This window comes from Micromonospora sp. DT227 (assembly GCF_049841835.1).
In the GTDB taxonomy this organism is placed as follows: domain Bacteria; phylum Actinomycetota; class Actinomycetes; order Mycobacteriales; family Micromonosporaceae; genus Micromonospora.
In genome coordinates, this window is the sequence record NZ_JBNCLA010000009.1 from 40,637 (window position 1) to 62,787 (window position 22,151).

Consider the following 22,151-nt stretch of genomic DNA (forward strand, 5'->3'; position numbering starts at 1 on the left):
ACGCCGTAGGCAAAGTCTGCAAGGAGTTGCCGGCGATCTCCGGTCGACTCGCGTCGGCGCGGCCCGGCCGGACCGGGCCGCGCCGACGTGCTCAGATCAGGTCACGGCGCCGGAACACCGCGAACGCGGCGGCCACCAGCGCGGCGGTGAGCCCGAGCAGGACCACCAGGCCCGCCGGCCAACCCAGCGTGTACGAGCCGTCGCAGAAGCCGGAGATCCCGGTGCTGCACGCGTTGTCGTCCCAGAACCGCACCTGACCGGCGAGCCACGCCCCCAGGTAACTGGAGAGCATGAACCGGTCCGGTCGGCCGACCTGGAGGATCTGGAATACCAGCCGCGCGCCCAGCTCCCACACCACCACGTACGCGGCCACCGTGCCGAGCGCCGCCGAGGTGTGCCGGCCCAGCGTGGCGACGGCGAACCCGAGCGCCGCGGCGAGCAGCACCAGCACCACGCCCCGCGCCCAGACCGCGCCGAGCCCGGCCCAGAACTCGCCGCTCATCCGGCCGGTCAGCCCCGACGCCTGACCGATCAGCCAGAACGCCCCGAGGTACGCCACCGACGCCAGCACGGAGAGCCCGAGCAGGCCACCCAGCAGCGTGCCGAGCTTCGCGGCGAACACGGTCGGCCGGCGGGGCCGCCACAGCAGCAGGTTGACCACGCCGCCGGAGTTCAGGTCCGCCCCGATGTAGGAGGCGCCGACCAGGAACCCGAACAGCGCCAGGAACGCGATCAGGAAGTAGAGCAGCGGCTTCGCCTCCTTGGCGAAGACGAACACGCCGCTGAGGTAGTCGGACGCGGTCGGCAACTGCTCGGACTGCGCCGGGTCGATCTGGGCGCAGTCACGCGGCAGGTAGTCGTTCTCGTCCGGGGCGAGCGTGCCCGCCTTGATCCGCAGGCACCGGTCGTGCGCCAACTCCAGCCGGCGCACCTCGTCCGTCGCCTGCGACTGGGCCCGGCTCAGCTCCACCTCGGTCGGCCGGTGCGAGCCGCCCAGCGTGGTCACCACCGTCACCGCGAACGCGACCGCCAGCAACACCACCATGAGCTGCACGAAGCGCCGGGCGGCGAGCCGCTCCAGCTCGGCACGGACCAGGTTCACGCGTCCACCTCCCGGCTGCCCCGGACGTCGAGATCGATCACACCGTCGTACGCCGGCGCGCCGTCCACCTGGCGCGGCACCGCCACGTGCTCGTCGCCGCCGGTCAACTCCAGGAAGACGCTCTCCAGGTCGGGTCGGAGCGGAACCAGCTCCCGCACCCACATGCCCTGCTCACCCAGCGTGCGGCTGATCACCTCGGGGTCCTCCACGCCGGTCACCACCAGATGGTCGGCGTGCCCGGCCACCGACAGGCCGGCCCGGCCCAGCAGCAGCGCGGCCGGCTCGGGCTCGGCCACCCGGACCCGCCACTGGTGCTTGTCGAAACCGGCAAGCACCTCGTCGACCCGGCCGGACGCGACCCGCCGCCCCCGGCTGACGATCGTCACGTGGTCACAGATCAACTGGATCTCGGCGAGGATGTGGCTGGACAGCAGCACGGTCACCCCGGACGCGGCGAGCGACCGGGTCAGGTCGCGCATCTCCCGGATGCCGGCCGGGTCGAGCCCGTTCGCCGGCTCGTCGAGGATCAGCAGCTCCGGGCGCTTGAGCAGGGCCGAGGCCACCGCCAGCCGCTGCTTCATGCCGAGCGAGTAGCCCTTGACCCGCTCCTCGCCCCGGTCCCGCAGGCCGACCTGCTCCAGCACCTCGTCCACCCGGGAGGTGGGCACGCCGCCGGCGAGCGCCAGCAGCCGCAGCGTGCGGTGCGCGGTGAAGTTGCCGAAGAACTGCGGACTCTCCACGATGGCGCCGACCCGCCCGGCCACGTCCGGCAGCCGCTCCGGGGAGCGGGCGCCCAACACGCGCATCTGGCCGGCATCCGGCCGGACCAACCCGAGCAGGGCCCGCAGCGTGGTCGTCTTGCCCGAGCCGTTCGGCCCGAGGAAGCCGTGCACCTGGCCCGCCTCGACCAGCATGTGGAAGTCGTCGACGGCGACCCGGCGCCCATGACGCAGCGTGCGGAACGTCTTGCGGAGACCGGCGATCTCGATGACCGCGCTCATCCGCCTGCCTCCCGGCAGCGGTCGGGCATGAGTCGTCCTTCCTCAGGCGGTGACCAACGACACGGCGCCCCACCCTATGGCGGCGGCGCCGCCCGTGGGGGGCGCCGGGCCGGGTGCGTGGTTGGATGGGGCGGTGACTGGTGACCTGATCCCCGGCGCCGTGGGCGCCCCCGCCCCCTCGACCGTGGACGCGGATCTGGTGGTCAGCCTCGACGGGGTCGGCGTCACGCGCTCCGGCACCGCGCTGGTGCGCGACGTCGACTGGCGGGTCGAGCTGGACGAACGGTGGGTGCTGCTCGGCCCGAACGGCGCCGGCAAGACCACCCTGCTCAACCTGGCCGCCGGCCGGCTGCACCCGAGCAGCGGCGTCGCCCACGTGCTCGGCGAGCGCATCGGCCGCACCGACGTCAACGAGCTGCGTACCCGGATCGGCCTCTCCACCGCCACCCTCGCCGAGCGGATCCCCGCCGACGAACGGGTCGTCGACGTGGTGGTGACCGCGGCCTGGTCCGTGGTCGGCCGCTGGCGGGAGAGCTACGACCGCACCGACGAGGCGCGGGCCGCCGCGCTGCTGAGCCAGCTCGGCGTCGGCCACCTCGCCGAGCGCGGCTACGGCACGCTCTCCGAGGGCGAGCGCAAGCGGGTGCAGATCGCCCGCGCCCTGATGACCGACCCGGAGCTGCTGCTGCTCGACGAGCCCGCCGCCGGGCTCGACCTGGGCGGTCGGGAGGACCTGGTGGCCCGGCTCGCCGAGCTGGCGTACGACCCGGACGCGCCGGCCATGGTGCTGGTCACCCACCACGTCGAGGAGATCCCGCCCGGCTTCACCCACGCGCTGCTGCTGCGCGAGGGCGGCGTGGTGGCGCAGGGCCTGCTCGCCGACGTGCTCACCGCCGACAACCTGTCCAAGACCTTCGGCCTGCCGTTGGTCGTCTCGCGGACCGGCGACCGCTGGACCGCCCGCGCCGCCTGACCGACGGGAACCCACCGTGCCACAGACCCGGATCGCCGTCGTCGGCAGCGCCAACATGGACCTGGTCGGCACCGCCGCCGCGCTGCCCCGGCCGGGGGAGACGGTGCTCGGCAGCGACTTCGTGATGCTGCCCGGCGGCAAGGGCGCCAACCAGGCGGTCGCCGCGGTCCGCGCCGGCGCGTCCTGCGTCTTTCTCGGCGCGATCGGCTCGGACGCGTTCGGCGTCACCCTCCGGGCCCGGATCACCGCGGCCGGCGTCGACACCGGCCACCTCCGGGTGACGTACGGGCCGTCCGGTGTCGCCCTGGTCATGGTCGGCGGCGCGGGGGAGAACGCGATCCTGGTCACCCCGGGCGCGAACGAGGCGTTCACCGGGCCGACCGAGGACGAGCTGGCCGCCATACGCGAGGCGGACGTGCTTGTCGCGCAGCTTGAGGTGCCGGTCGAGACGGTGACCGAGGCGGCGCTGGCGGCCCGGTCCGCCGGCACCCGGGTGGTGCTCAACGCGGCGCCGGCCCGGCCCTTGCCGCCCGAGCTGCTGGCCGCGACCGACCTGCTGGTGGTCAACGAACCCGAGGCGCAGGCGTTGACCGGCCGCGGTCGGGACGAGCCGGCGGCGCTGCTCGACCTGGTGCCCCGCGCGGTGCTCACGCTCGGCGGCGACGGCGCCTGGTACGTCGACCGGGACCGTCCGGCGTTGCACGTGCCGGCGCTACCGGTGGACGTGGTCGACTCCACCGCGGCCGGGGACGCCTTCACCGCCGCGCTGGCGGTGGCCTGGGGCGAGGGGCGTGACCTGGTCGAGGCGGTGCGCTGGGCGGCGGCGGCCGGGGCGGCCTGCGTCCGCAAGCTCGGCGCCTCGGTGGCCCTGCCCCACCGCGCGGAGATCGACGCGCTGTTCGGCGGGCGTCAAGGAGGGGCCCCCGCTTAACGCTTCCGGTATAGGCGGGGCCCCTTCCTAACCCTCGGCGCGCTCGCCGCGGCGGCGGAGCATGCCGAGGCCGGGGATGCCGGCCACCGCGAGCTTCAGGTCCCGGGTGACGTCCAGCAGGTCGTGCAGGTCGGGGCCGACCCGGTCCAGCGTGGCCAGGATCGGCAGCACGTCCGAGGTCAGGTGCTCCTTCAACTTCGGCAGTTCGTCGACGAGCCGGATCGCAGCGGTCACCTCCTCCGGGCTGAGCTGTTCCACGAACCGGGCCGCCATCGGCGCGGCCCGGCGCAGCGTCGCCTCGTACGCGGCCAGCAGCTCGGTCGCGGTGCCGGCGGCCTGCTCGGCGGTGGCCACCGTGCCGGCGGCCCGGGTCGCCACCGTGTCCGCCTCGGCCACCACGCCGGCGGCGGCCCGCGCCACCCGGTCCGCCTCGCCGACCACCGTGGCGGCGGCGGCCGAGACGCGTTCGGCCCCGCCGACCACCACCGCCGCCGCGGCGGCCACCTCGGTCGCGGTGTCGATCGCGGTGGTGGCGGCGGCGCTGATCACGGCCACCTCACGCACCGCGCCCTCGGCGTCGGTGAGCACCCGGTCGGTGCGGTCGAGCGTGCCCTCGATCCGGTCGACCACCCCGTTGATCCGCCGCACCAGCGCCTCCACCTCGTCGAGCACGGCGAAGGCGCGGGCCGGCACGCCGGCGAACGCGGCGGCCGAGCCGAGCGCCTGGTCCAGGGCGGAGCGGGTGAGGCCGACGACGGCGCCGGGCCGGGGAAGTGGGATCGCCATGCCGACAAGTGTGCGTCGCGCCGGCCAGCGCCGCCCGCCGGCCGCCGGGCGGCGGCCGCCGGGCGGCGTCCGTGTCAGGTGGCACGCGGGCAACGAGGCATCCGGGTGCGGAGACCCGGAGCAACGCCGGCTCTCCCGCAGCGCGGGCGTGCCGCGTAGGGTGCCGGCATGCCCGCCCCCGGCCCGGCCCCGCGGCGACTCCTCGTGCTCGGCGCGCTCGCCCTGCTCGCCGTCGTGCTCGGCATGCTGCTGCTGGTCCGCGCGGACGCCGGACTGAGCACGCGGCGGGCCACCGTCGCCGGGGTGCCACTCACCGAGGTTCGCCAGTCCGGGACGGGCGGCGACCGTCGACCGGGGGTGGTGATCGCGCACGGGTTCGCCGGCTCCGCCCGGCTGATGCGCCCGCTGGCCGACTCGGTGGCCCGGCACGGCGCGGTCGCGGTGCTGCTCGACTTCGCCGGGCACGGCGCCAACCCGGTCGGGCTGCCCGGTGCGGGTCGGGACGACGAGCGGGCCCGGGCGGTCCTGCGGCACGACCTGGACGTCGCGTTGGCCTGGCTGCGGAGCCGGCCGGACGTCGACCCGGACCGGATCGTCCTGGTCGGCCACTCGATGGGCGCCGGGGCGGTCACCCGATACGCGGTCGACCACCCGGAGATCACCCGGACCGTGGCGATCTCGCTGCCCGACGCGGACGACGTGCCGCCCGGCTGGGCGGGCCGCCTCACGGTGGTGGTGGGCGGGCTGGAGTTTCCCGACTTCGGCCGGGCGGCCGAGGCGGCGGCGGCCGGCGGGCCACCGGGGGCGCGGGAGCGGGTGGTGGCACCCGGCACCGAGCACATCTCGGTGCTCTTCGCGCCGCGTACCCACGCCGCGACGCTGGCCGCCATCCCGGGTCGCCCGGGCGGTCCGCCGCCGGCCCCGCTGACCCGCCTGGCCGGCGGCGGGCTGCTCCTGCTCGGCCTGGGCCTCGGCTTCGTACCGCTGGCCTCGCTGCTGCTGCGCGGCCCGCCGCCCGCCGCGTCGCCCGGCGGACCACGCTCCCGGCCGGGTCGGTGGCTCGCGGTGGCGGTGCCGGCGGCCGGGCTCGGCGCGGTCCTCGCCGCGCCGCTGCCGACCGACCGGCTGCCGCTCGCGGTCGGCGGGCACGTGGCCGTGTTCCTGCTGCTCACCGGCGTGCTGCTGGTCGCGGCGCACCTGAGGTTCCGGCCACGTCGGCGGCCGGCAAGCCACGCCCGCCGGCCGACGCGCGCCGCCGGAGTGGCGGCGGTGCTTCTCGGGTACGCGGTGCTCGCCGTCGCGTTGCCGCTGCACCTGGGGTTCACGTCGACGGCACCGGTCGGCGCCCGCTGGTGGCTGCTGCCCCTGGTGACGCTCTGTTGCCTGGCCTTCCTGCTCGGCGCCGAGCTGGTCACCGAGGGCCGGGGCGTGGCCTACGCGGCGGTCGGCGGGCTCGCGGTGGTGGTCCTGGCCGCAGCGGCGGTGACCGGCCTGGCGCCCGGGTTCGTGCTGCTGGTGGTGCCGCTCTTCGCGGCGCTGGTGGCCTGGCAGGCGGCGTGGGCCGGGGTGCTGCGCCGGCGCGGCGCGCCGTGGTGGCTGCCGGCGGCGGTCGGTGCGGTGGTGCTCGCCTGGCCGATCGCCACCACGCTGCCGCTGACCTGAGCCGGGAGGGGGTCAGCGCGTCGGCCGGGCCACCCGCAGCGCCCACCAGATCAGCGGCACCTGCATCGGCACCCGGCCGTAGGCGACCGCCCGCCTCACCGGCCGTCGCCGTCGCCAGTCCCAGGCCATCTGCGCGTTGGCCGGCAGCACCGCGACGAACAACGCCGCCGCGGCCAGCCCGCCCCGTCGTCGGGTCGCCGGATGCGCCACCGCCGCCGCCACGGCCAGCTCCGCGACCCCCGAGGCGTACGTCCAGAAGCGGGCCGGCCCGGGCAGGACGCGCGGGACGATCGGGTCGTAGAAACCGGGGCGGGCGAAGTGGGTGACGCCCGCGGCGGCGAGCAGCCCGGCGAGCGCGACGGCCTCGCCGCGACGGTGGGTCATCGTCGGTCTCCCTGCTGTTCGACGGCGCGCTGCACGGCCCGGTAGATCTGCCCGAACCGTAGCGCGTCGGGCGTACGGACCAGCATCGTCTCCCGCCCGTGGACCTGCACCCACAGCTCGTGCACCCGGTTGCCCCGCTCGTAGGAGCGGTCCAGCCAGCCCAGCGGCACCTCCAGGAACGGGGTGAGCACGAGCCCCACCACCACGAACGCGGCCAGGATGATCAGGGCGAGCTTCCAGTCGCCCCGGTCCTGCGCGGCCCAGGCCAGCGACAGCACGCAGACCAACGCCACCAGCGGCGGCAGCGACAGCAGCAGGACCAGCACGCCCCGGCCCAGGACCCGGCCCCGGACCGCCATCGTGGTGGTGCCGCGGGCGTGCCAGACGTACGTGATGTCGGCGAGCGCGACGACCTGCCCGCCGGCGTGGATGGTCTGCGAGGTGACCTGTACCGCGTCGTCCCGGTAATAGAGGGTCATAAATCAGCGTAACCACTCGCGGGCGGCGGTCAGTCGTTCGTGCCATCAGCTCGAAAGGCGGCGTGCGGGTCACCTCCGACCGGCGGCCCGCGTCGGCCTACGGCCTGCTGCGCGGGCTGGGCCTGGTGCCGGACGACCCGATCACGTTCTGAGCGGCGCCGGCACCGGGACCGGCACCGGGACCCGAGGGCACGCGCTCCATGGCCCGCTGCACCGCCCGGTAGATCTGGCCGAAGCGCAGCGCGTCGCCGGTGTGCAGCAGCCGCACCGGCTGGCCCCGCCAGGTGGCCCACATCTCCAGCTCGCGGCTGCCCCGCACGTACGAGCGGTCCAGATGTTCGAAGAGCACGTCGGCGAGCGGCCCGACCGCGAGGCCGACCAGCACGGAGGCCCCGACGATGGCGATGGTGACGGTGAGCGAGCGGTGCAGCCAGACCGCCAGCGCGATGCCCAGCAGCGCGGCCACCAGCGGCCCGGCGAGCGCCGCGCCGATCGCGCCGCGCCCGGCCAGCACCCGCCAGGAGCGGCTGCCCCGGCGGTGCCACACCATGGTCAGCTCGGCCAGCGGGTAGCTCTGCTCGTCCACCCGCAGCGTGGTGGACGTGACCCGGACCGACCGGTCGTCGTAGTAGGTGGTCATGGCGTCACTCCCGGTGTCCGGCGGCTACCGCACTGTCTACCCCAACGACGTGGGTCGTAAGGTTGGCACGCTACTTCGACGAGGAAGTGAGGGCGGCGTGGGCGAGTTCGTCAGGCTGGAAGTGAAGGACGGCATCGGGACCATCCGGCTGGAGCGGCCACCGATGAACGCGCTCAACACGCAGGTGCAGGAGGAGTTGCGCGCCGCCGCCACGGCGGCCACCGCCGACGCCGAGGTCCGCGCCGTCATCGTGTACGGCGGGGAGAAGGTCTTCGCGGCCGGCGCGGACATCAAGGAGATGGCCGACATGTCCTACGTGGACATGGCGGAGCGGGCGGCCGACCTGTCCAGCGCGCTGGGCGCGATCGCGCGCATCCCCAAGCCGGTGGTCGCCGCGATCACCGGGTACGCGCTCGGCGGCGGGTGCGAGCTGGCGCTGGCCTGCGACTGGCGGATCGTGGCCGCCGACGCGAAGCTCGGCCAGCCGGAGATCAAGCTCGGCATCATTCCGGGCGCCGGTGGCACCCAGCGGCTGGCCCGCCTGGTGGGCCCGGCCCGCGCCAAGGATCTGATCATGACGGGCCGGATGGTCGACGCCGACGAGGCGCTGCGCATCGGCCTGGCCGACCGGGTGGTGCCGGCCGCCGAGGTGTACGACGCCGCGGTGGCGTACGTGAAGCCGTTCCTGACCGGGCCGGTGCAGGCGCTGCGGGCGGCGAAGGTGGCGGTCGACGGCGGTCTGGACATGGACCTCACCTCCGGTCTGGCCTGGGAGAGCCAGCTCTTCGCTGCGCTGTTCGCCACCGACGACCGGCGCGAGGGCATGGCCGCGTTCGTGGAGAAGCGCAAGCCGGGCTTCACCGGCCGCTGACGCGAAGGTTGTTCACATCCGGTCTACCGGCCAGTAGCGTGTGACTCCGGTCGCGCGACGAAGGGGAGTGGCATGACGGAACGCCTCGAGGGGCACGGCGGCGAGCTGGCGCTGGCGGCGCTGCGGGCGCACGGCGTACGGGAGATGTTCACGCTCTCCGGCGGGCACGTCTTCCCGCTCTACGACGCCGCGCACAAGTCCGGCTTCCCGCTCTACGACGTGCGGCACGAGCAGTCCGCCGTGTTCGCCGCCGAGGCGGTGGCCAAGCTCCAGCGCCGTCCCGGCCTGGCCGTGCTCACCGCCGGCCCCGGCGTCACCAACGGCGTCTCCGGCCTGACCAGCGCGTTCTTCAACGCCTCGCCGGTGCTGGTGCTGGGCGGGCGCGCGCCGCAGTTCCGCTGGGGCTCCGGCAGCCTCCAGGAGATGGACCACCTCCCGCTTGTCGCGCCGGTGACCAAGCACGCCGAGACGGTGTTCAGCGCCGACGACATCCCGCGCGCGGTGTCGGCGGCGTTGACCACCGCGCTCACCCCGCACCGGGGCCCGGTCTTCCTGGACTTCCCGCTGGAGGCGGTCTTCTCGGTCGGCGACGCCGACCTGCCGGCGGTCACCCCGCCCGCACCGATCGAGCCCGACCCGGACGAGGTGGCGAAGGCGGCCGGCCTGATCGCCGGCGCGTCCCGGCCGGTGATCATCGCCGGCTCCGACGTGTACGCCGGCGACGCGGTCGACGCGCTGCGTGCCGCTGCCGAGGCGTTGCAGGTGCCGGTGTTCACCAACGGGATGGGCCGGGGCGCGCTGCCGCCGACCCACCCGCTGGCGTTCGCCAAGGCCCGCCGGGTCGCGCTGAAGGGCGCCGACGTGGTCGTGGTCATCGGCACGCCGCTGGACTTCCGGCTCTCCTTCGGCGACTTCGGCGACGCCACGGTGGTGCACGTGGTGGACGCGCCCAGCCAGCGCGCCGGGCACGTGCAGCCGGCCGCCGCGCCCGCCGGTGACCTGCGGCTGATCCTCGGCGGGTTCGCCGAGCACAGCGGCGACCGGGCCGACCACGCCGACTGGATCGCCGAGCTGCGGACCGCCGAGGACGCGGCGAAGGCCCGTGACGCCGAGGAGATGGGCGCCGAGACCGACCCGATCCGGCCGGCCCGGGTCTACGGCGAGCTGCGCAAGGTGCTCGCCCCGGACGCCATCACCATCGGCGACGGCGGCGACTTCGTCTCGTACGCCGGGAAGTACCTGGAACCCGCGCAGCCCGGCACCTGGCTCGACCCCGGCCCGTACGGCTGCCTCGGCACCGGCCTGGGCTACGCGATGGGCGCCCGGGTCAGCCACCCGGACCGGCAGATCTGCGTGCTGATGGGCGACGGCGCGGCCGGCTTCTCGCTGATGGACGTGGAGTCGCTGGCCCGGCAGAAGCTGCCGGTGGTGATCGTGGTCGGCAACAACGGCATCTGGGGGCTGGAGAAGCACCCGATGCGCGCCATGTACGGCTACGACGTCGCCGCCGACCTCCAGCCCGGCCTGCGCTACGACAAGGTGGTCGAGGCGCTCGGCGGCGCGGGCGAGACGGTGGAGAAGGCCGCCGACCTCGGCCCGGCGCTGGGTCGCGCGTTCGACGCCGGCGTGCCGTACCTGGTCAACGTGCTGACCGACCCGGCGGACGCGTACCCCCGCTCGTCGAACCTGGCCTGACCACGACCGTGACCGCCGCCGCCGGGTGACCGGCGGCGGCGCGTGGCGTGTCAGACCTCCGGGCGGTCCCGGTCGTCGGGGCGGTCCCGCAGCTCCGCCTCGCGGCGGCGCAGGTCCTCCTCCCAGCGGCGGAGGCGTTCCTGGTCCTCGTCGCGGGAGCGCTTGTCGAGCGAGGCGAGGAAGTCGGGGTCGTCGTCCGGGGCGAGCGGCCCGCGGACCGGCGCGGCGGGTCCCCCGAACCCGGTGCCGCCGGCCGGGCCGGTCGGGCGCTCGCGACCGGCCACGAACCAGGCGATCGAGCCGACCACCGGGAAGAACAGGATGACCAGCACCCAGATCATCCGGGGCAGCGCCTTGACCTGCCCGTCCTCGGCGGAGAGGCAGCTGATCAGCGCGCACACGGCGAGCACGACCTGGACCAGGAAGAGCAGTACGTAGAGGCGGGCCATGCCCCATGATGGCCCACCCGACGGGGTCAGTGCACCCGGCCCAGCACGTGCACCACGCCGAGCAGGGCCAGCGCGGCGGCGCCGAGCGCGGTCAGCGGCATGGACAGGCGGCCGAGCCGGCGCGGGCCGGTGCCGGTGGCGCGCCGCCAGTCGACCACCAGCACGGCCAGCCAGACCGCGACCGCCGCCCCGGCCGGCACCGCGTCCCGGACGCGGCCGGTGAACGCCGGCCGGAGCTGGAGCAGCAGCACGACGGTCAGCGTGAGCAGCGTCCGCCGCCAGGCCAGCCGGGTGCGTTCGACCGGGAGACCGGCGTCGGCCGGGCGGTGCTGGCTGGGCATGCCCTCACGGCCCTCGCTTCGCTCGGTGCGTTCGCTCATGCCGGGGCACCCCGGAGCAGCACGGCGGCCACCAGCAGCAGCGCGCCGACCGCGACGATCAGCGCCAGCACGGCGGGGAAGCGGGACGCCGGCAGCTCCTCGCCCAGCCGGATGGCGCGTTCGGTGCGGGCCCAGTGGTCCACCGCCCGGATCGACACGGTGGCGCCGAGCAGCAGCAGCCCGACGGCGAGCACCTCGCGCAGGTGGGCCAGCGGGAGCGGCGGGAGGAACTGCGCGGCGGCCAGCCCGCCCGCGACCAGCGCCAGCCCGGTCCGCAGCCAGGCCAGGAACGTCCGCTCGTTGGCCAGCGAGAAGCGGTAGTCCGGCGTGCTGCCGACCGAACGCAGCTCCCGCGGGTCGAACCAGCGCTTGATCGACTCCCACACGGCACCGATTATCCGCTTTGCCACCGGCCTAGCCTGAACCGATGACCGATCTTGACGCACGCGCCCTGCGCGACGCCTACGACACGCAGGTCCGTCCGGAGCTGCCGGACCCGGTGCCCGCCGGGGTGACCATCGAGCGGGACGGCCCGCTGTTCCGCGTGCTCGGGCTGGACCAGCGCGGCTTCCTCACCTACCGGACGCTCGACGGCCTGGCCGGCGCCGAACTGGACGCGTTGATCGCCCGGCAGGTCGAGCTCTTCCGGGCCCGTGGCGAGGCGGTCGAGTGGAAGCTCGCCGGCCACGACGAGCCGGCCGACCTGGGCGACCGGTTGCGCGCCGCCGGCTTCGTCCCGGAGGACGAGGAGACCGTCGTGGTCGGCCCGGTGGCGCCGCTGGCCGCCGCCGTCCCGGTCCTCCCCGAGGGGGTACGCCTGCGCGAGGTCACCGGTCACCCCGACCTGGAGCGGATCGCCGCCATGGAGGAGGAGGTCTGGCACGACGACCGCGGTCACCTGGTGCACGGGCTGGCCCGGGAGATCGAGGCGGACCCGCAGTCGATCACGATCGTGGTGGCGGAGGCGGGGGAGACGGTGATCAGCGCCGGTTGGATCCGCTACCAGGCCGGTACCGGGTTCGCCAGTCTCTGGGGCGGCTCGACGCTGCCGCGGTGGCGTCGGAAGGGCGTGTACCGGGCGCTGGTGGCGTACCGGGCGCGGCTGGCGCAGCAGCGCGGCCGGACGTTGGTGCAGGTGGACTGCTCGCCGGACAGCCGGCCCATCCTGGAGCGGCTGGGGCTCGTTGCGGTCACCACCACCACGCCGTACGTCTACACTCCGTGATCATGGACCGGTTGACGGAGGACGAGCAGCTCACCCTGAAGACCGGCGCGTTCGGGGCGGTGTTCCTGGTCTCCAACGCGGTGCCCGGGGTGCTGGCCATGGTGCGCGAGAGCATCGCCGCCTCCGGTGCGCTGGCCGACGTCGGTGGCGTGGTCAAGGAGGCGCTCACCACCGGCCCGCTGCCGCAGTTGCCCCGCGACTCCGCGCTGGAGATCGAGTCGGTGGTGCTGCCCGCGCTGGGCCGGGCGGTGGAGATCCTGCGGGCCAAGTCGCCGGGCGACGTCGAGGCGTACCGGTCGGTGGTGCTGGCGGCGGCGGACCAGGTGGCGGCGGCGCACCGGGGCGTGGCGCCGGCCGAGGCGGCGGCCATCGACAAGATCCGGGTGGCGCTGACCGAGGTGGCGTGACCACCACAGGTTACGGTGAGTTGCGTCACTCCGGGCTCCCGGGGAGTCGATGCTACTTGCGGGTAACATTGCCCCGTGGGCAAGTGCACAGCGGCCTGCGGTTGACCGAGCGTTAAGTCACGCGGCAGGCTGCGCCCGTGACCGGGCGAGTGATCGCTACACCAAACAGGAGGGTCGTCGAAGCGCGATGAACATCGTCGTACTCGTCAAGCAGGTGCCCGATTCGGGCGCGGACCGCAACCTGCGTCCTGACGACAACACCGTCGACCGCGGCTCGGCGAACAACGTCATCAACGAGATGGACGAGTACGCCATCGAAGAGGCGTTGAAGATCAAGGAAGCGCACGGCGGTGAGGTCACCATCCTGACCATGGGTCCGGACCGGGCGACCGAGTCGATCCGCAAGGCGCTCTCCATGGGGCCGGACAAGGCCGTCCACGTCGTCGACGACGCGCTGCACGGCTCCTGCGCGGTGGCCACCTCGAAGGTGCTCGCCGCCGCCCTCGGGCAGCTCAACGCCGACCTGGTCATCTGCGGCGCCGAGTCCACCGACGGTCGGGTGCAGGTCATGCCGCACATGATCGCCGAGCGGCTGGGCGTGGCCGCCCTGACCGGCGCGCGCAAGCTCACCGTCGACGGCTCGACGCTGACCGCCGAGCGGCAGACCGAGGAGGGCTACGAGGTGGTCACCGCCTCGACGCCGGCCGTGGTCTCCGTCTGGGACACCATCAACGAGCCGCGCTACCCGTCCTTCAAGGGCATCATGGCCGCGAAGAAGAAGCCGGTGCAGACGCTCTCCCTGGGCGACCTGGGCGTGGCCCCGGCCGAGGTGGGCCTCGACGGCGCCACCAGCGCCGTGCTGGAGCACACCAAGCGCCCGCCGCGCTCCGGCGGCGAGAAGATCACCGACGAGGGCGAGGGCGGCGTCAAGCTGGTCGAGTTCCTCGCCACCGAGAAGTTCGTGTGAGAGGTCTGGACATGTCTGAGGTTCTCGTCGTCGTCGAAGCCACGAAGGAATTCGGCGTCAAGAAGGTCACCCTGGAGATGCTCACCCTCGCCCGCGAGCTGGGCACCCCGAGCGCGGTCGTGCTCGGCGGCGCCGGCGCCGCCGAGGCGCTGAGCGCCAAGCTGGGCGAGTACGGCGCGGAGAAGATCTACGCCGCCGAGGGCGAGGAGATCGACGGCTACCTGGTGGCCCCGAAGGCCACCGTGGTCGCCGAGCTGGTCAAGCGGGTGCAGCCGGTCGCCGTGCTGCTCGCCTCGTCGCAGGAGGGCAAGGAGATCGCCGCCCGCCTGGCGGTCAAGCTGGACAACGGCATCCTGACCGACGTGGTCGCCCTGGCCGCCGACGGCACCGCCACCCAGGTCGCGTTCGCCGGCTCCACCATCGTCAAGTCCAAGGTCACCAAGGGCCTGCCGCTGGTCACCGTCCGGCCGAACTCGCTCAACCCGACCCCGGCCGCGGCCACCCCGGCCGTCGAGCAGCTCACCGTGTCGGTCACCGACGCGGACAAGCTGGCCAAGGTCGTCGAGCGGGTCGCCGAGCAGAAGGGCTCCCGCCCCGAGCTGACCGAGGCGTCGATCGTCGTCTCCGGCGGTCGCGGCGTCGGCAACGCCGACAACTTCAAGCTGGTGGAGGAGCTGGCCGACCTGCTCGGCGGCGCGGTCGGCGCGTCCCGCGCGGCGGTCGACTCCGGCTTCTACCCGCACCAGTTCCAGGTCGGCCAGACCGGCAAGACGGTCTCCCCGCAGCTCTACGTCGCGCTCGGTATCTCCGGCGCGATCCAGCACCGGGCCGGCATGCAGACGTCGAAGACCATCGTCGCGGTGAACAAGGACGGCGAGGCGCCGATCTTCGAGCTGGCCGACTACGGCGTGGTCGGCGATCTGTTCAAGATCGTCCCGCAGGCCGCCGAGGAGATCCGCAAGCGCAAGTGACCCGGCGTTCCCCGGGGGCGCCTCGTGGCACCCCCGGGCTCGCAAGGCGCAGATACACGGAAAGAGTGGCCATTCCGCGAAGGATGGCCACTCTTTCCGTGTATCTGCGCGTCATTCGCTCGCTCGGGCGGAGCGTGCGTCGCGCCGTAGGGAGCTGATCGGCGGGCCGGGGAGCTGAGCCGGCCCGCCGATCAGCCCGTCAGGGTGCCCCTCAACAGGCTGTCGCCGGAGTGGCGGGTGTTGTTGTCGTACTGCTCGGCGCTGATGTCGACGACGGTGAAGGTGCTCAGGTCGACGTTGCGGGGGATCGGCAGCAACGCGTCCCCCGACCCGTTGCTCAACGTGCCCACCGAGAACATCTCCATCGTCTTCGGATCGATCAGCCAGACCTCGTAGTACCCCGGAACGCTCGGGAGATTCGCCACGTGCAGATGCAATTGGTTGTCCCCGAGCACCCGGGCGTCGCCCGAGGCGTCCTTCGGCGTCGCGCCGAACGCGGCCAGCGGCGCACTGGCCAGCACCGTCGGCTGCGGCGCCGGATCGTCGCCGCCGGTGCCGAGCACCGCGACGGTGCCCGCGACACCGATCACCGCGGCGGCGGTGGCGGTGACCGCGGTGCTCGCCCACCTCGGCCAGCGGCGGCCACGGCGTGGGCGGACGACGGTCGTCGACCGGTCGCCGACGGCGGCCGGATCGCCGAGGTCGGCGGGATCGCCGGTACGCGGCGGCCGGCGGCCGTTCAACGTGGGCAGTTCCTCGGCGGCCCGGATCTCGGCGACGATGCCCTGCCAGACGTGCTCCGGCGGATCGGGCAGCTCGGTCAGGCCCTGGGTGCCGGCGCCGAGCCCGGCGACGTGCCGGAGCGTCTCCAACTCGCCCCGGCAGTGCCCGCACGCGACGAGGTGGGTGGATTCTCCGTCGGCCGCCTCGCTCTCACCGAGCGCCAGAAAGACCAGCCGGTCGTGGTCCAGGTGCTGCACCGTCCACCTCCCATCTGCGTTTCAGGCTCTGCATGCCGCGCCGGATGTGACTCTTGACCGTGCCGAGCGGCACTCCGGTCACGGTCGAGATCTGCTGGTGTGTCAGGTCGTCGTAGAACGCCAGCTCCAGCATCCGCCGTTGCTCGTCGGGGAGCCGGGCCAGCTCGTCGGCGACCACCAGCCGGTCGACCACCGTGTCCGGGTCGGGGCCGGTGTCCACCGGCTCGGGCAGTTGCTTCACCGTCTCGACCACCCGGGTCTCCCGGGCCGCGGCGCGGATCCGGTCGACCACCTTGCGTCGCCCGATGCCGAGCAGCCAGCCGATCAGTGATCCCTTCGCCGGGTCGAACGTCTCCCGGCCGAGCCAGGCGGCGACGAACGTCGCCTGCGTCACGTCCTCGGCGTCACTGCGGTTGACCAGCGTCGTGGTGGCCAGGTGCAGCACCGCTCGGCCGAATCTGTCGTACGCCTCGCGCAGGGCAGCCTCGTCGCCGTCGCGGAACCGCGTCGCGAGATCGTCCTCGACCGGCGGCTCGGGGCCCTGCCTCGCCGCCGTCACCGGGCGGCTCGCCATCCGTGGGGCATGCCGAACTGTAACTCCCACCGCCCCCGCCCCACTCCCGGTGTGTCCGACACGACGCTCATCACCTCCTCCTTCGTCGGCGAGGGGCCCGACGGATGCGTCCGCGGCCGGAAAAAGAAAACGGATCCGGCGCGCATCCGGGAACGGCGGGGCCGGCGTAACCCGTTCTGCAAGCCAGGCCTGACGAATCAGCACCAACCACCAGGAGGCACTCAAATGCAGCACGCCATGTTCCGTCGGGTCGCCGCGGGCGGCGCGGTGGCCGCCCTCACCTTCGCCGGCGTCGGCGCCGCCACCATGAGCCCGGCCTACGCCGCCTCGTCGAAGGTCTCCGTGGTCCACGGCATCCCGGACACCCCGGTCGACGTCTACGTCAACGGCAAGAAGACGCTCGACAACTTCAAGCCCGGCGACGTGGCCGGCCCGCTCACCCTGCCCGAGGGCGAGTACGACATCGCCCTGACCAAGCCCGGTGAGGCGGTCGACAAGGCCATCCTGAAGGTCGACGACGCCGAGGTGCCGGGCGGGGCGAACATCAGCCTCGCCGCCCACCTGAGCGCCGACGGCAAGCCGCAGATCACCCCGTTCGTCAACGACGTGTCCAAGGTGGGCGCCGGCAAGGCCCGGCTGATCGTCCGGCACACCGCCGCCGCGCCGGCGGTGGACGTGCGGGCCGGCGGCAAGCCGGTCTTCGAGGGGCTGACCAACCCGAAGGAGGCCAAGGCCGACGTGGCCGCCGGCACCGTCAAGGCGGACGTGGTGCTCGCCGGCACCGACACCGTCGCCATCGGCCCGGCCGACCTGAACCTGAAGGAGGGCACCGCCACCATCGTCTACGCGATCGGCTCCGCCGAGGCCAAGAACCTCGACCTGGTCGCGCAGACCATCAGCGGCCTGCACTCCGCGCCGGGCGGCGTGCCCAGCGGCACCGGCGGCCAGGCCGGCACCGGCGTGGACACCTGGTGGTACGTGCTGGCCGGCGCCGGCGTGCTGCTCCTGGTCGGCGGCGGCGCGCGGGTGGCCACCGCCCGGGCCGGTCGCCGGTGACGGTGCGCAACCGCGGGGCGCTGGCGGCGATGGCCGCCGGCGTCGCCGCGCTCACCGTGGCGACGCTTGTGGCGTGCGGGTCGCAGCCCGCCGAGGACGTCGGCGCCGACGAGGCAGCGGCGCTGGCCAGCGCCACCCCCAGCGCGACGCCGGCGGCGACACCGACCGGGGACGCGTCGGTGCCGGTGAACGCCGGCACGCTGCCGGCGGACGGCAAGGCCGTGCCACCGGTACGGCTGAGCATCCCGCCGATCAAGGTCACCGCCTCGGTCAACCCGGTCGGCATCAACGAGCGCACCAACGAGTTCGAGGTGCCGCCCAGCGTGGACCAGGTCGGCTGGTACCGCTACGGCCCGGGGCTGGAGGCCGACGCCGGCTCGGTGGTCATCGCCGGGCACGTGGACAGCGCCGAGCAGGGCAAGGGGGCGTTCTTCCGGCTCCGGGAGCTGGACCGGGGGGACACCTTCACCGCCACCGGCGCGGACGGGAAGGACCGTCGCTACCGGGTGGTGGCCCGGGAGGAGTACACCAAGACGAAGATCCCGCTGGCGCGGTACTTCGCCCGCGACGGCAGCCCGCGACTCACGTTGATCACCTGCGGCGGCCCGTTCGACCCGAAGACCCGGCACTACCGCGACAACATCGTCGTCACCGCGGTTCCCGCGTGAGCGCGAGGAGTGAGCCGTTCTTGCGAGCCCCGCAGTCGCGAACGAAGAGCGGCCCCGCATGAGCGTCCGGACCGCCCGTCCCGCCTCCGCACGGGACGGGCGGTCCGGCCAGCGGTGGCCCGCCCACCGGCCGTTAGGCTGAACGGTGATGGCATACCTGGATCACGCGGCGACGACCCCGATGCTCGACGAGGCACTCGAGGCGTACGTCGCCACCGCCCGCGAGGTGGGCAACGCGTCGTCGCTGCACGCGGCCGGCCGCCGTGCCCGGCGGCGGGTGGAGGAGTCCCGCGAGCGGGTGGCCGCCGCGCTCGGTGCGCGCCCCTCCGAGGTGATCTTCACCGGCGGAGGCACGGAGAGTGACAACCTCGCCGTGAAGGGCATCTTCTGGGCCCGCCGCGACGCCCGGCCCGAGCGGGTCCGGGTGGTCTCCAGCGCGGTCGAGCACCACGCCGTGCTGGACGCGGTGGACTGGCTCGTCGGGCACGAGGGCGCGGAGGCCGGCTGGCTGCCGGTCGACGCGACCGGCCGGCTCGACCCGGAGCGGCTCCGCGCCGAGCTGGCCGAGCACGGCGACCGGGTGGCGATGGTCACCGCGATGTGGGCCAACAACGAGGTCGGCACCGTCCAGCCGGTGGCCGGGCTGGCCGCGGTCGCCGCCGAGCACGGGGTGCCGTTCCACACCGACGCGATCCAGGCGGTCGGTCAGGTGCCCGTCGACTTCGCCACGACCGGGGTGTCCGCGCTCACCGTGACCGGGCACAAGCTCGGCGGCCCGACCGGCGTCGGCGCGCTGCTGCTGGCCCGCGACGTCGCGGCCGTCCCGCTGTTGCACGGTGGTGGCCAGGAGCGCGACGTCCGCTCCGGGACGCTGGACACGGCCGGCATCGTCGCGTTCGCGGTCGCCGTCGAGGCTGCGGTGAAGGGCCAGCAGGAGTACGCGGCCCGGGTCGCCGCGCTCCGCGACGAGCTGGTCGAGCGGGTCCGTCGGGCGGTGCCCGAGGTGGTCTTCAACGGTGACCCGGCGGACCGCCTCCCCGGCAACGCGCACTTCTCCTTCCCCGGCTGCGAGGGGGACGCGCTGCTGCTGCTCCTCGACGCCCAGGGCATCGCCTGCTCGACCGGGTCGGCCTGCTCGGCCGGCGTGGCCCAGCCCTCGCACGTGTTGCTGGCCATGGGCGCCGACGACGACCGGGCCCGCTCCTCGTTGCGTTTCACGCTCGGTCACACCAGCAGCGGCGCGGACGTGGACACGCTCATCGCCGCGTTGCCGGCCGCCGTCGAGCGGGCCCGCCGCGCGGCCGCCCTCCGTACCCCCCGCTGACCCGGATACCCTCGGTACGGACGAGGGGAGTGGGCCGGTGAGGGTTCTGGCGGCGATGTCGGGCGGGGTGGACTCCGCCGTGGCGGCGGCGCGTGCGGTGGAGGCGGGGCACGACGTGACCGGCGTGCACCTGGCGCTGGCCCGTAACCCGCAGACCTACCGCACCGGCGCCCGGGGCTGCTGCACGCTGGAGGACTCCCGGGACGCCCGGCGGGCCGCCGACGTGCTGGGTATTCCGTTCTACGTGTGGGACATGGCGGACCGGTTCCACGACGACGTGGTCGACGACTTCGTCGCCGAGTACGCGGCCGGCCGTACCCCGAACCCGTGCCTGCGCTGCAACGAGAAGATCAAGTTCGCCGCGGTGCTGGACCGGGCCGTGGCCCTGGGCTTCGACGCCGTGGTGACCGGCCACCACGCCCGGCTCGGCCCGGACGGCCTGCTGCGGCGCAGCGTCGACGCGGCCAAGGACCAGTCGTACGTCCTCGCGGTGCTGACCCGCGCGCAGCTCGACCGGTCGGTCTTCCCGCTCGGTGACTCGACCAAGGCCGAGGTGCGCGCGGAGGCCGCCCGGCGCGGCCTCGCCGTGGCCGACAAGCCGGACTCGCACGACATCTGCTTCATCGCCGACGGCGACACCCGCGGCTTCCTGGCCGAGCGGCTCGGCGAGGCCCCGGGCCAGGTGGTGGACGCGCTCACCGGCGCGGTCGTCGGCAACCACAGCGGCGCCTACCAGTACACCGTCGGGCAGCGACGCGGGCTGCACCTGGACCGCCCCGCGCCGGACGGCCGGCCCCGCTACGTGCTCTCCATCACCCCGAAGACCAACACGGTGACGGTCGGCCCGGCCGAGGCGCTGGAGGTCTCCGCGGTGCGCGCGGTCCGCCCGGTCTGGACCGGCGGCCCGCGCCCGGACGGGCCGGTCGAGTGCGAGGTGCAGCTCCGGGCGCACGGAGACGTGGTCCCGGCCGCCGTCTCGGTCGACGCCGACGGCCTGCACGCCGCGCTGCGCCGACCGCTGCGCGGGGTCGCCGCCGGCCAGGCGATCGTGGCCTACCGGCCGGACCCGGCCGGCGACGTGGTCCTCGGCTCCGCCACCATCGCCGCCTGACAGATCGCCGCCCGGCTGCCCGCCCCGGCGGGCTGTCCTCGTGACGGGTCCGGCACCTCCGGCGACGCGATGCCGTTGACCAGGCGGATCACCCGTTGACCAGGCGGATCACCCGGCACCGACGAAGCCGGCGCGGAGCCTGCCGCCACCCCTGCAAACTTGATGGCGTCGATGAGTCGCCCTCGACCCGCGCTCGGCCCGGCTCTTCGATGACGCGGTTCGGCCGCTGTCCGGCGCGCTGACCCATCCGTGCCATCAAGTTTGTAGGCACTTCGTCAGTGACCGCCGGACGCTCCGGTGGCTATCCGCGCCCGTCCGGCGCCCCGACTCGCCGCGACTGTGCGCCCCGACTGTGCACCCCGGCTGTGCACCCCGGCTGTGCACCCCGGCTGTGCACCTTCGGCCGTCCGGCCGCTGCCGTGGCCCGGTCCCGGCCCGCGCTGTCCGCCGGGGGCGGCCCAGTCGATAGGCTTCGGCGGTGACTGATCAGCAGTGGCCCTGGCCGGCCGGAGCGGCGACCGGAATCGGTTCGCTGCCCGGCACCGACATCGCCGAGGCGCAGCGGATCGTGCTCGGCGAGCTGCCCGCGTTGCCGCATCTGCCGGAGCTGCCCGCCCGGGGCCCGGGCGCGGATCTCGTGGGCCGCACCGCCGGGCTGCTCGTCGAGCTTCCGGTCGAGCTGTACGCGGCCCGCTGGCGGATCGCACTGCGCCCCGGCCGGGACCTGCGCCGCGCCCGTGACCTGATGGAACGCGACCTCGACCAGCTCGCCGAGCAGGCCGAGGAGTACGCCGGCCCGGTCAAGGTCCAGGCCGCCGGCCCGTTCACCCTGGCCGCCACGCTGGAGCTGCCGCTCGGCGGCCGGGTCCTGCGCGACCCGGGCGCGGTGCGGGACCTCGCCGGCTCGCTGGGCGAAGGGCTGCGCGGCCACCTGGCGGCGGTGAGCCGACGGCTGCCCCGCGCCACGGTGCTGCTCCAGCTCGACGAGCCATCCCTGCCGGCGGTGCTGGCCGGGCGGGTGCCCACCGAGAGCGGCCTCGGCACCCACCGGCCGATGGAGGCCGAGGTGGCCCGCGCGCTGCTGCGCGGCGTGCTCGACGCGGCCGGCGTCCCGACGCTGGTGCACTGCTGCGCGCCGGACGTGCCGCTGGAGCTGATCCGTTCCGCCGGCGCGGTCGGCGTCGCCCTCGACCTGTCCCTGGTCAAAGACCTGGACCCGCTCGGCGAGGCGCTCGACGCCGGGTTCGGGCTGCTGGCCGGTGCCGCGCCGACGCTGCCGCCGTCGTCCGGCCGGGCGCCCACGTCCGCCGAGGTCGCCGACCGGGTCCGCCGGCTCTGGGACCAGCTCGGCTTCCCCCGTCGGCGGCTGGCCGAACAGGTGGTGGTCACGCCCGCGTGCGGGCTGGCCGGCGCCACCCCGGCGTACGCGCGGGCCGTGCTGGCCGCCTGTCGCGACGCCGGCCGGCGGCTCGCCGAGGAGTGACGTTTCCTGTCGTACGCCGGGGGCAGGATGGC

The 22,151-nt window shown here is 74.5% G+C and carries 25 protein-coding genes; 14 read left to right on the forward strand and 11 right to left on the reverse strand.

The features are described 5' to 3' along the window. Nucleotides 1–91: 91 nt before the first annotated feature. Nucleotides 92–1,102, reverse strand: a complete 1,011-nt coding sequence (locus ACLQ2W_RS26300) for an ABC transporter permease subunit (RefSeq protein ID WP_425789596.1) — start codon at nt 1,100–1,102, stop codon at nt 92–94. Further along, on the reverse strand, nt 1,099–2,103 hold the full coding sequence (locus ACLQ2W_RS26305; RefSeq protein ID WP_425789598.1) for an ATP-binding cassette domain-containing protein: 1,005 nt from the start codon (nt 2,101–2,103) through the stop codon (nt 1,099–1,101). Before ACLQ2W_RS26305 ends, ACLQ2W_RS26300 begins: the two co-directional genes overlap by 4 nt. Before the next feature lie 76 nt (nt 2,104–2,179). Between ACLQ2W_RS26305 and ACLQ2W_RS26310 the strand changes: the two genes are divergently transcribed. Together ACLQ2W_RS26310 and ACLQ2W_RS26315 are read left to right on the forward strand one after the other, a co-directional pair. Beyond that, nucleotides 2,180–3,076, forward strand: a complete 897-nt coding sequence (locus tag ACLQ2W_RS26310; RefSeq protein ID WP_357301531.1) for an ABC transporter ATP-binding protein — start codon at nt 2,180–2,182, stop codon at nt 3,074–3,076. A 16-nt stretch (nt 3,077–3,092) separates the two neighbouring features. Beyond that, nucleotides 3,093–4,007 (forward strand): ribokinase, encoded by a 915-nt coding sequence (locus ACLQ2W_RS26315; protein ID WP_425789600.1) that lies wholly within the window; start codon nt 3,093–3,095, stop codon nt 4,005–4,007. A 27-nt stretch (nt 4,008–4,034) separates the two neighbouring features. Here ACLQ2W_RS26315 and ACLQ2W_RS26320 read toward each other — a convergent pair whose 3' ends face one another. Then, nucleotides 4,035–4,793, reverse strand: a complete 759-nt coding sequence (locus tag ACLQ2W_RS26320) for a hypothetical protein (RefSeq protein ID WP_425789602.1) — start codon at nt 4,791–4,793, stop codon at nt 4,035–4,037. A gap of 168 nt (nt 4,794–4,961) precedes the next feature. Here ACLQ2W_RS26320 and ACLQ2W_RS26325 point away from each other — a divergent pair, with 168 nt between their 5' ends. Then, the gene (locus tag ACLQ2W_RS26325; protein WP_425789604.1) at nt 4,962–6,455 is read left to right on the forward strand and encodes a dienelactone hydrolase family protein; all 1,494 of its coding nucleotides are present in this window, start codon (nt 4,962–4,964) and stop codon (nt 6,453–6,455) included. 12 nt (nt 6,456–6,467) lie between these two features. On the opposite strand, the gene ACLQ2W_RS26330 is transcribed toward ACLQ2W_RS26325, so the two are convergent. The 3 genes from ACLQ2W_RS26330 to ACLQ2W_RS26340 form a co-directional block, all read right to left on the reverse strand. Then, nucleotides 6,468–6,839, reverse strand: coding sequence for a hypothetical protein (locus tag ACLQ2W_RS26330; RefSeq protein WP_425789606.1), 372 nt, complete (start codon nt 6,837–6,839; stop codon nt 6,468–6,470). Continuing rightward, nucleotides 6,836–7,318 (reverse strand): DUF6232 family protein, encoded by a 483-nt coding sequence (locus ACLQ2W_RS26335; protein ID WP_281935921.1) that lies wholly within the window; start codon nt 7,316–7,318, stop codon nt 6,836–6,838. The genes ACLQ2W_RS26330 and ACLQ2W_RS26335 overlap by 4 nt, the downstream gene beginning before the upstream one ends. A 97-nt stretch (nt 7,319–7,415) precedes the next feature. Beyond that, on the reverse strand, nt 7,416–7,958 hold the full coding sequence (locus ACLQ2W_RS26340; protein WP_425789608.1) for a DUF6232 family protein: 543 nt from the start codon (nt 7,956–7,958) through the stop codon (nt 7,416–7,418). Between the two features lie 97 nt (nt 7,959–8,055). On the opposite strand from ACLQ2W_RS26340, the gene ACLQ2W_RS26345 reads away from it, so the two are divergent. After that, complete coding sequence (locus ACLQ2W_RS26345) at nt 8,056–8,829, forward strand: enoyl-CoA hydratase/isomerase family protein (protein ID WP_425789610.1); 774 nt, start codon at nt 8,056–8,058, stop codon at nt 8,827–8,829. 72 nt (nt 8,830–8,901) lie between these two features. Then, nucleotides 8,902–10,524 carry an acetolactate synthase gene (locus tag ACLQ2W_RS26350; protein WP_425789612.1) on the forward strand — a complete coding sequence of 541 codons (1,623 nt, stop codon included), beginning with the start codon at nt 8,902–8,904 and terminating at the stop codon, nt 10,522–10,524. 50 nt (nt 10,525–10,574) lie between these two features. Here the strand turns inward: ACLQ2W_RS26350 and ACLQ2W_RS26355 are convergent, their stop codons facing one another. Genes ACLQ2W_RS26355 through ACLQ2W_RS26365 form a run of 3 tightly spaced genes read right to left on the reverse strand, consistent with a single transcriptional unit; the run spans nt 10,575 to nt 11,739 of the window. Further along, on the reverse strand, nt 10,575–10,973 hold the full coding sequence (locus ACLQ2W_RS26355; protein ID WP_405092755.1) for a PLD nuclease N-terminal domain-containing protein: 399 nt from the start codon (nt 10,971–10,973) through the stop codon (nt 10,575–10,577). A 26-nt stretch (nt 10,974–10,999) separates the two neighbouring features. Beyond that, nucleotides 11,000–11,353: a DUF202 domain-containing protein gene (locus ACLQ2W_RS26360; RefSeq protein ID WP_425789614.1), complete on the reverse strand. Its 354-nt coding sequence runs from the start codon at nt 11,351–11,353 to the stop codon at nt 11,000–11,002. Then, nucleotides 11,350–11,739: a YidH family protein gene (locus ACLQ2W_RS26365; RefSeq protein WP_357301529.1), complete on the reverse strand. Its 390-nt coding sequence runs from the start codon at nt 11,737–11,739 to the stop codon at nt 11,350–11,352. Before ACLQ2W_RS26365 ends, ACLQ2W_RS26360 begins: the two co-directional genes overlap by 4 nt. Nucleotides 11,740–11,780: 41 nt before the next feature. On the opposite strand from ACLQ2W_RS26365, the gene ACLQ2W_RS26370 reads away from it, so the two are divergent. From ACLQ2W_RS26370 to ACLQ2W_RS26385, 4 genes are all read left to right on the forward strand, one after another. Next, nucleotides 11,781–12,578: a GNAT family N-acetyltransferase gene (locus ACLQ2W_RS26370; protein WP_425789616.1), complete on the forward strand. Its 798-nt coding sequence runs from the start codon at nt 11,781–11,783 to the stop codon at nt 12,576–12,578. Nucleotides 12,579–12,580: 2 nt separating this feature from the next. Next, complete coding sequence (locus ACLQ2W_RS26375) at nt 12,581–12,985, forward strand: hypothetical protein (protein ID WP_405092759.1); 405 nt, start codon at nt 12,581–12,583, stop codon at nt 12,983–12,985. Between the two features lie 187 nt (nt 12,986–13,172). Next, nucleotides 13,173–13,952: an electron transfer flavoprotein subunit beta/FixA family protein gene (locus ACLQ2W_RS26380; RefSeq protein ID WP_107156198.1), complete on the forward strand. Its 780-nt coding sequence runs from the start codon at nt 13,173–13,175 to the stop codon at nt 13,950–13,952. Nucleotides 13,953–13,963: 11 nt separating this feature from the next. Next, nucleotides 13,964–14,923: an electron transfer flavoprotein subunit alpha/FixB family protein gene (locus tag ACLQ2W_RS26385; RefSeq protein ID WP_405092762.1), complete on the forward strand. Its 960-nt coding sequence runs from the start codon at nt 13,964–13,966 to the stop codon at nt 14,921–14,923. Nucleotides 14,924–15,114: 191 nt separating this feature from the next. Here ACLQ2W_RS26385 and ACLQ2W_RS26390 read toward each other — a convergent pair whose 3' ends face one another. Together ACLQ2W_RS26390 and ACLQ2W_RS26395 are read right to left on the reverse strand one after the other, a co-directional pair. Then, nucleotides 15,115–15,903 (reverse strand): anti-sigma factor, encoded by a 789-nt coding sequence (locus tag ACLQ2W_RS26390; protein ID WP_425789619.1) that lies wholly within the window; start codon nt 15,901–15,903, stop codon nt 15,115–15,117. After that, on the reverse strand, nt 15,857–16,462 hold the full coding sequence (locus ACLQ2W_RS26395; RefSeq protein ID WP_425789621.1) for an RNA polymerase sigma factor: 606 nt from the start codon (nt 16,460–16,462) through the stop codon (nt 15,857–15,859). The genes ACLQ2W_RS26390 and ACLQ2W_RS26395 overlap by 47 nt, the downstream gene beginning before the upstream one ends. Before the next feature lie 240 nt (nt 16,463–16,702). On the opposite strand from ACLQ2W_RS26395, the gene ACLQ2W_RS26400 reads away from it, so the two are divergent. From ACLQ2W_RS26400 to ACLQ2W_RS26420, 5 genes are all read left to right on the forward strand, one after another. After that, nucleotides 16,703–17,533 (forward strand): DUF4397 domain-containing protein, encoded by an 831-nt coding sequence (locus tag ACLQ2W_RS26400; RefSeq protein ID WP_107156195.1) that lies wholly within the window; start codon nt 16,703–16,705, stop codon nt 17,531–17,533. Then, the gene (locus ACLQ2W_RS26405; RefSeq protein ID WP_425789623.1) at nt 17,530–18,201 is read left to right on the forward strand and encodes a class F sortase; all 672 of its coding nucleotides are present in this window, start codon (nt 17,530–17,532) and stop codon (nt 18,199–18,201) included. Before ACLQ2W_RS26400 ends, ACLQ2W_RS26405 begins: the two co-directional genes overlap by 4 nt. 148 nt (nt 18,202–18,349) lie before the next feature. Continuing rightward, nucleotides 18,350–19,525, forward strand: a complete 1,176-nt coding sequence (locus ACLQ2W_RS26410; RefSeq protein WP_425789625.1) for a cysteine desulfurase family protein — start codon at nt 18,350–18,352, stop codon at nt 19,523–19,525. 37 nt (nt 19,526–19,562) lie between these two features. Beyond that, nucleotides 19,563–20,636 carry a tRNA 2-thiouridine(34) synthase MnmA gene (gene mnmA / locus ACLQ2W_RS26415; protein ID WP_396775387.1) on the forward strand — a complete coding sequence of 358 codons (1,074 nt, stop codon included), beginning with the start codon at nt 19,563–19,565 and terminating at the stop codon, nt 20,634–20,636. Nucleotides 20,637–21,114: 478 nt separating this feature from the next. Then, entirely contained in the window at nt 21,115–22,119 is a 1,005-nt protein-coding gene (locus tag ACLQ2W_RS26420; protein ID WP_425789627.1) for a methionine synthase, read from the forward strand. Nucleotides 22,120–22,151 lie beyond the last annotated feature (32 nt).

Excerpts from the sequence above, each read along its gene's own strand:
- ACLQ2W_RS26375 (WP_405092759.1), top strand. The coding sequence starts at position 12,581 with ATGGACCGGTTGACGGAGGACGAGCAGCTCACCCTGAAGACCGGCGCG.
- ACLQ2W_RS26305 (WP_425789598.1), bottom strand. The coding sequence starts at position 2,103 with ATGAGCGCGGTCATCGAGATCGCCGGTCTCCGCAAGACGTTCCGCACG.
- ACLQ2W_RS26340 (WP_425789608.1), bottom strand. The coding sequence starts at position 7,958 with ATGACCACCTACTACGACGACCGGTCGGTCCGGGTCACGTCCACCACG.
- ACLQ2W_RS26355 (WP_405092755.1), bottom strand. The coding sequence starts at position 10,973 with ATGGCCCGCCTCTACGTACTGCTCTTCCTGGTCCAGGTCGTGCTCGCC.
- ACLQ2W_RS26380 (WP_107156198.1), top strand. The coding sequence starts at position 13,173 with ATGAACATCGTCGTACTCGTCAAGCAGGTGCCCGATTCGGGCGCGGAC.
- ACLQ2W_RS26330 (WP_425789606.1), bottom strand. The coding sequence starts at position 6,839 with ATGACCCACCGTCGCGGCGAGGCCGTCGCGCTCGCCGGGCTGCTCGCC.
- ACLQ2W_RS26400 (WP_107156195.1), top strand. The coding sequence starts at position 16,703 with ATGCAGCACGCCATGTTCCGTCGGGTCGCCGCGGGCGGCGCGGTGGCC.
- ACLQ2W_RS26325 (WP_425789604.1), top strand. The coding sequence starts at position 4,962 with ATGCCCGCCCCCGGCCCGGCCCCGCGGCGACTCCTCGTGCTCGGCGCG.
- ACLQ2W_RS26310 (WP_357301531.1), top strand. The coding sequence starts at position 2,180 with ATGGCGGCGGCGCCGCCCGTGGGGGGCGCCGGGCCGGGTGCGTGGTTG.
- ACLQ2W_RS26335 (WP_281935921.1), bottom strand. The coding sequence starts at position 7,318 with ATGACCCTCTATTACCGGGACGACGCGGTACAGGTCACCTCGCAGACC.
- ACLQ2W_RS26410 (WP_425789625.1), top strand. The coding sequence starts at position 18,350 with ATGGCATACCTGGATCACGCGGCGACGACCCCGATGCTCGACGAGGCA.
- ACLQ2W_RS26370 (WP_425789616.1), top strand. The coding sequence starts at position 11,781 with ATGACCGATCTTGACGCACGCGCCCTGCGCGACGCCTACGACACGCAG.
- ACLQ2W_RS26360 (WP_425789614.1), bottom strand. The coding sequence starts at position 11,353 with ATGAGCGAACGCACCGAGCGAAGCGAGGGCCGTGAGGGCATGCCCAGC.
- ACLQ2W_RS26350 (WP_425789612.1), top strand. The coding sequence starts at position 8,902 with ATGACGGAACGCCTCGAGGGGCACGGCGGCGAGCTGGCGCTGGCGGCG.
- ACLQ2W_RS26320 (WP_425789602.1), bottom strand. The coding sequence starts at position 4,793 with ATGGCGATCCCACTTCCCCGGCCCGGCGCCGTCGTCGGCCTCACCCGC.
- ACLQ2W_RS26385 (WP_405092762.1), top strand. The coding sequence starts at position 13,964 with ATGTCTGAGGTTCTCGTCGTCGTCGAAGCCACGAAGGAATTCGGCGTC.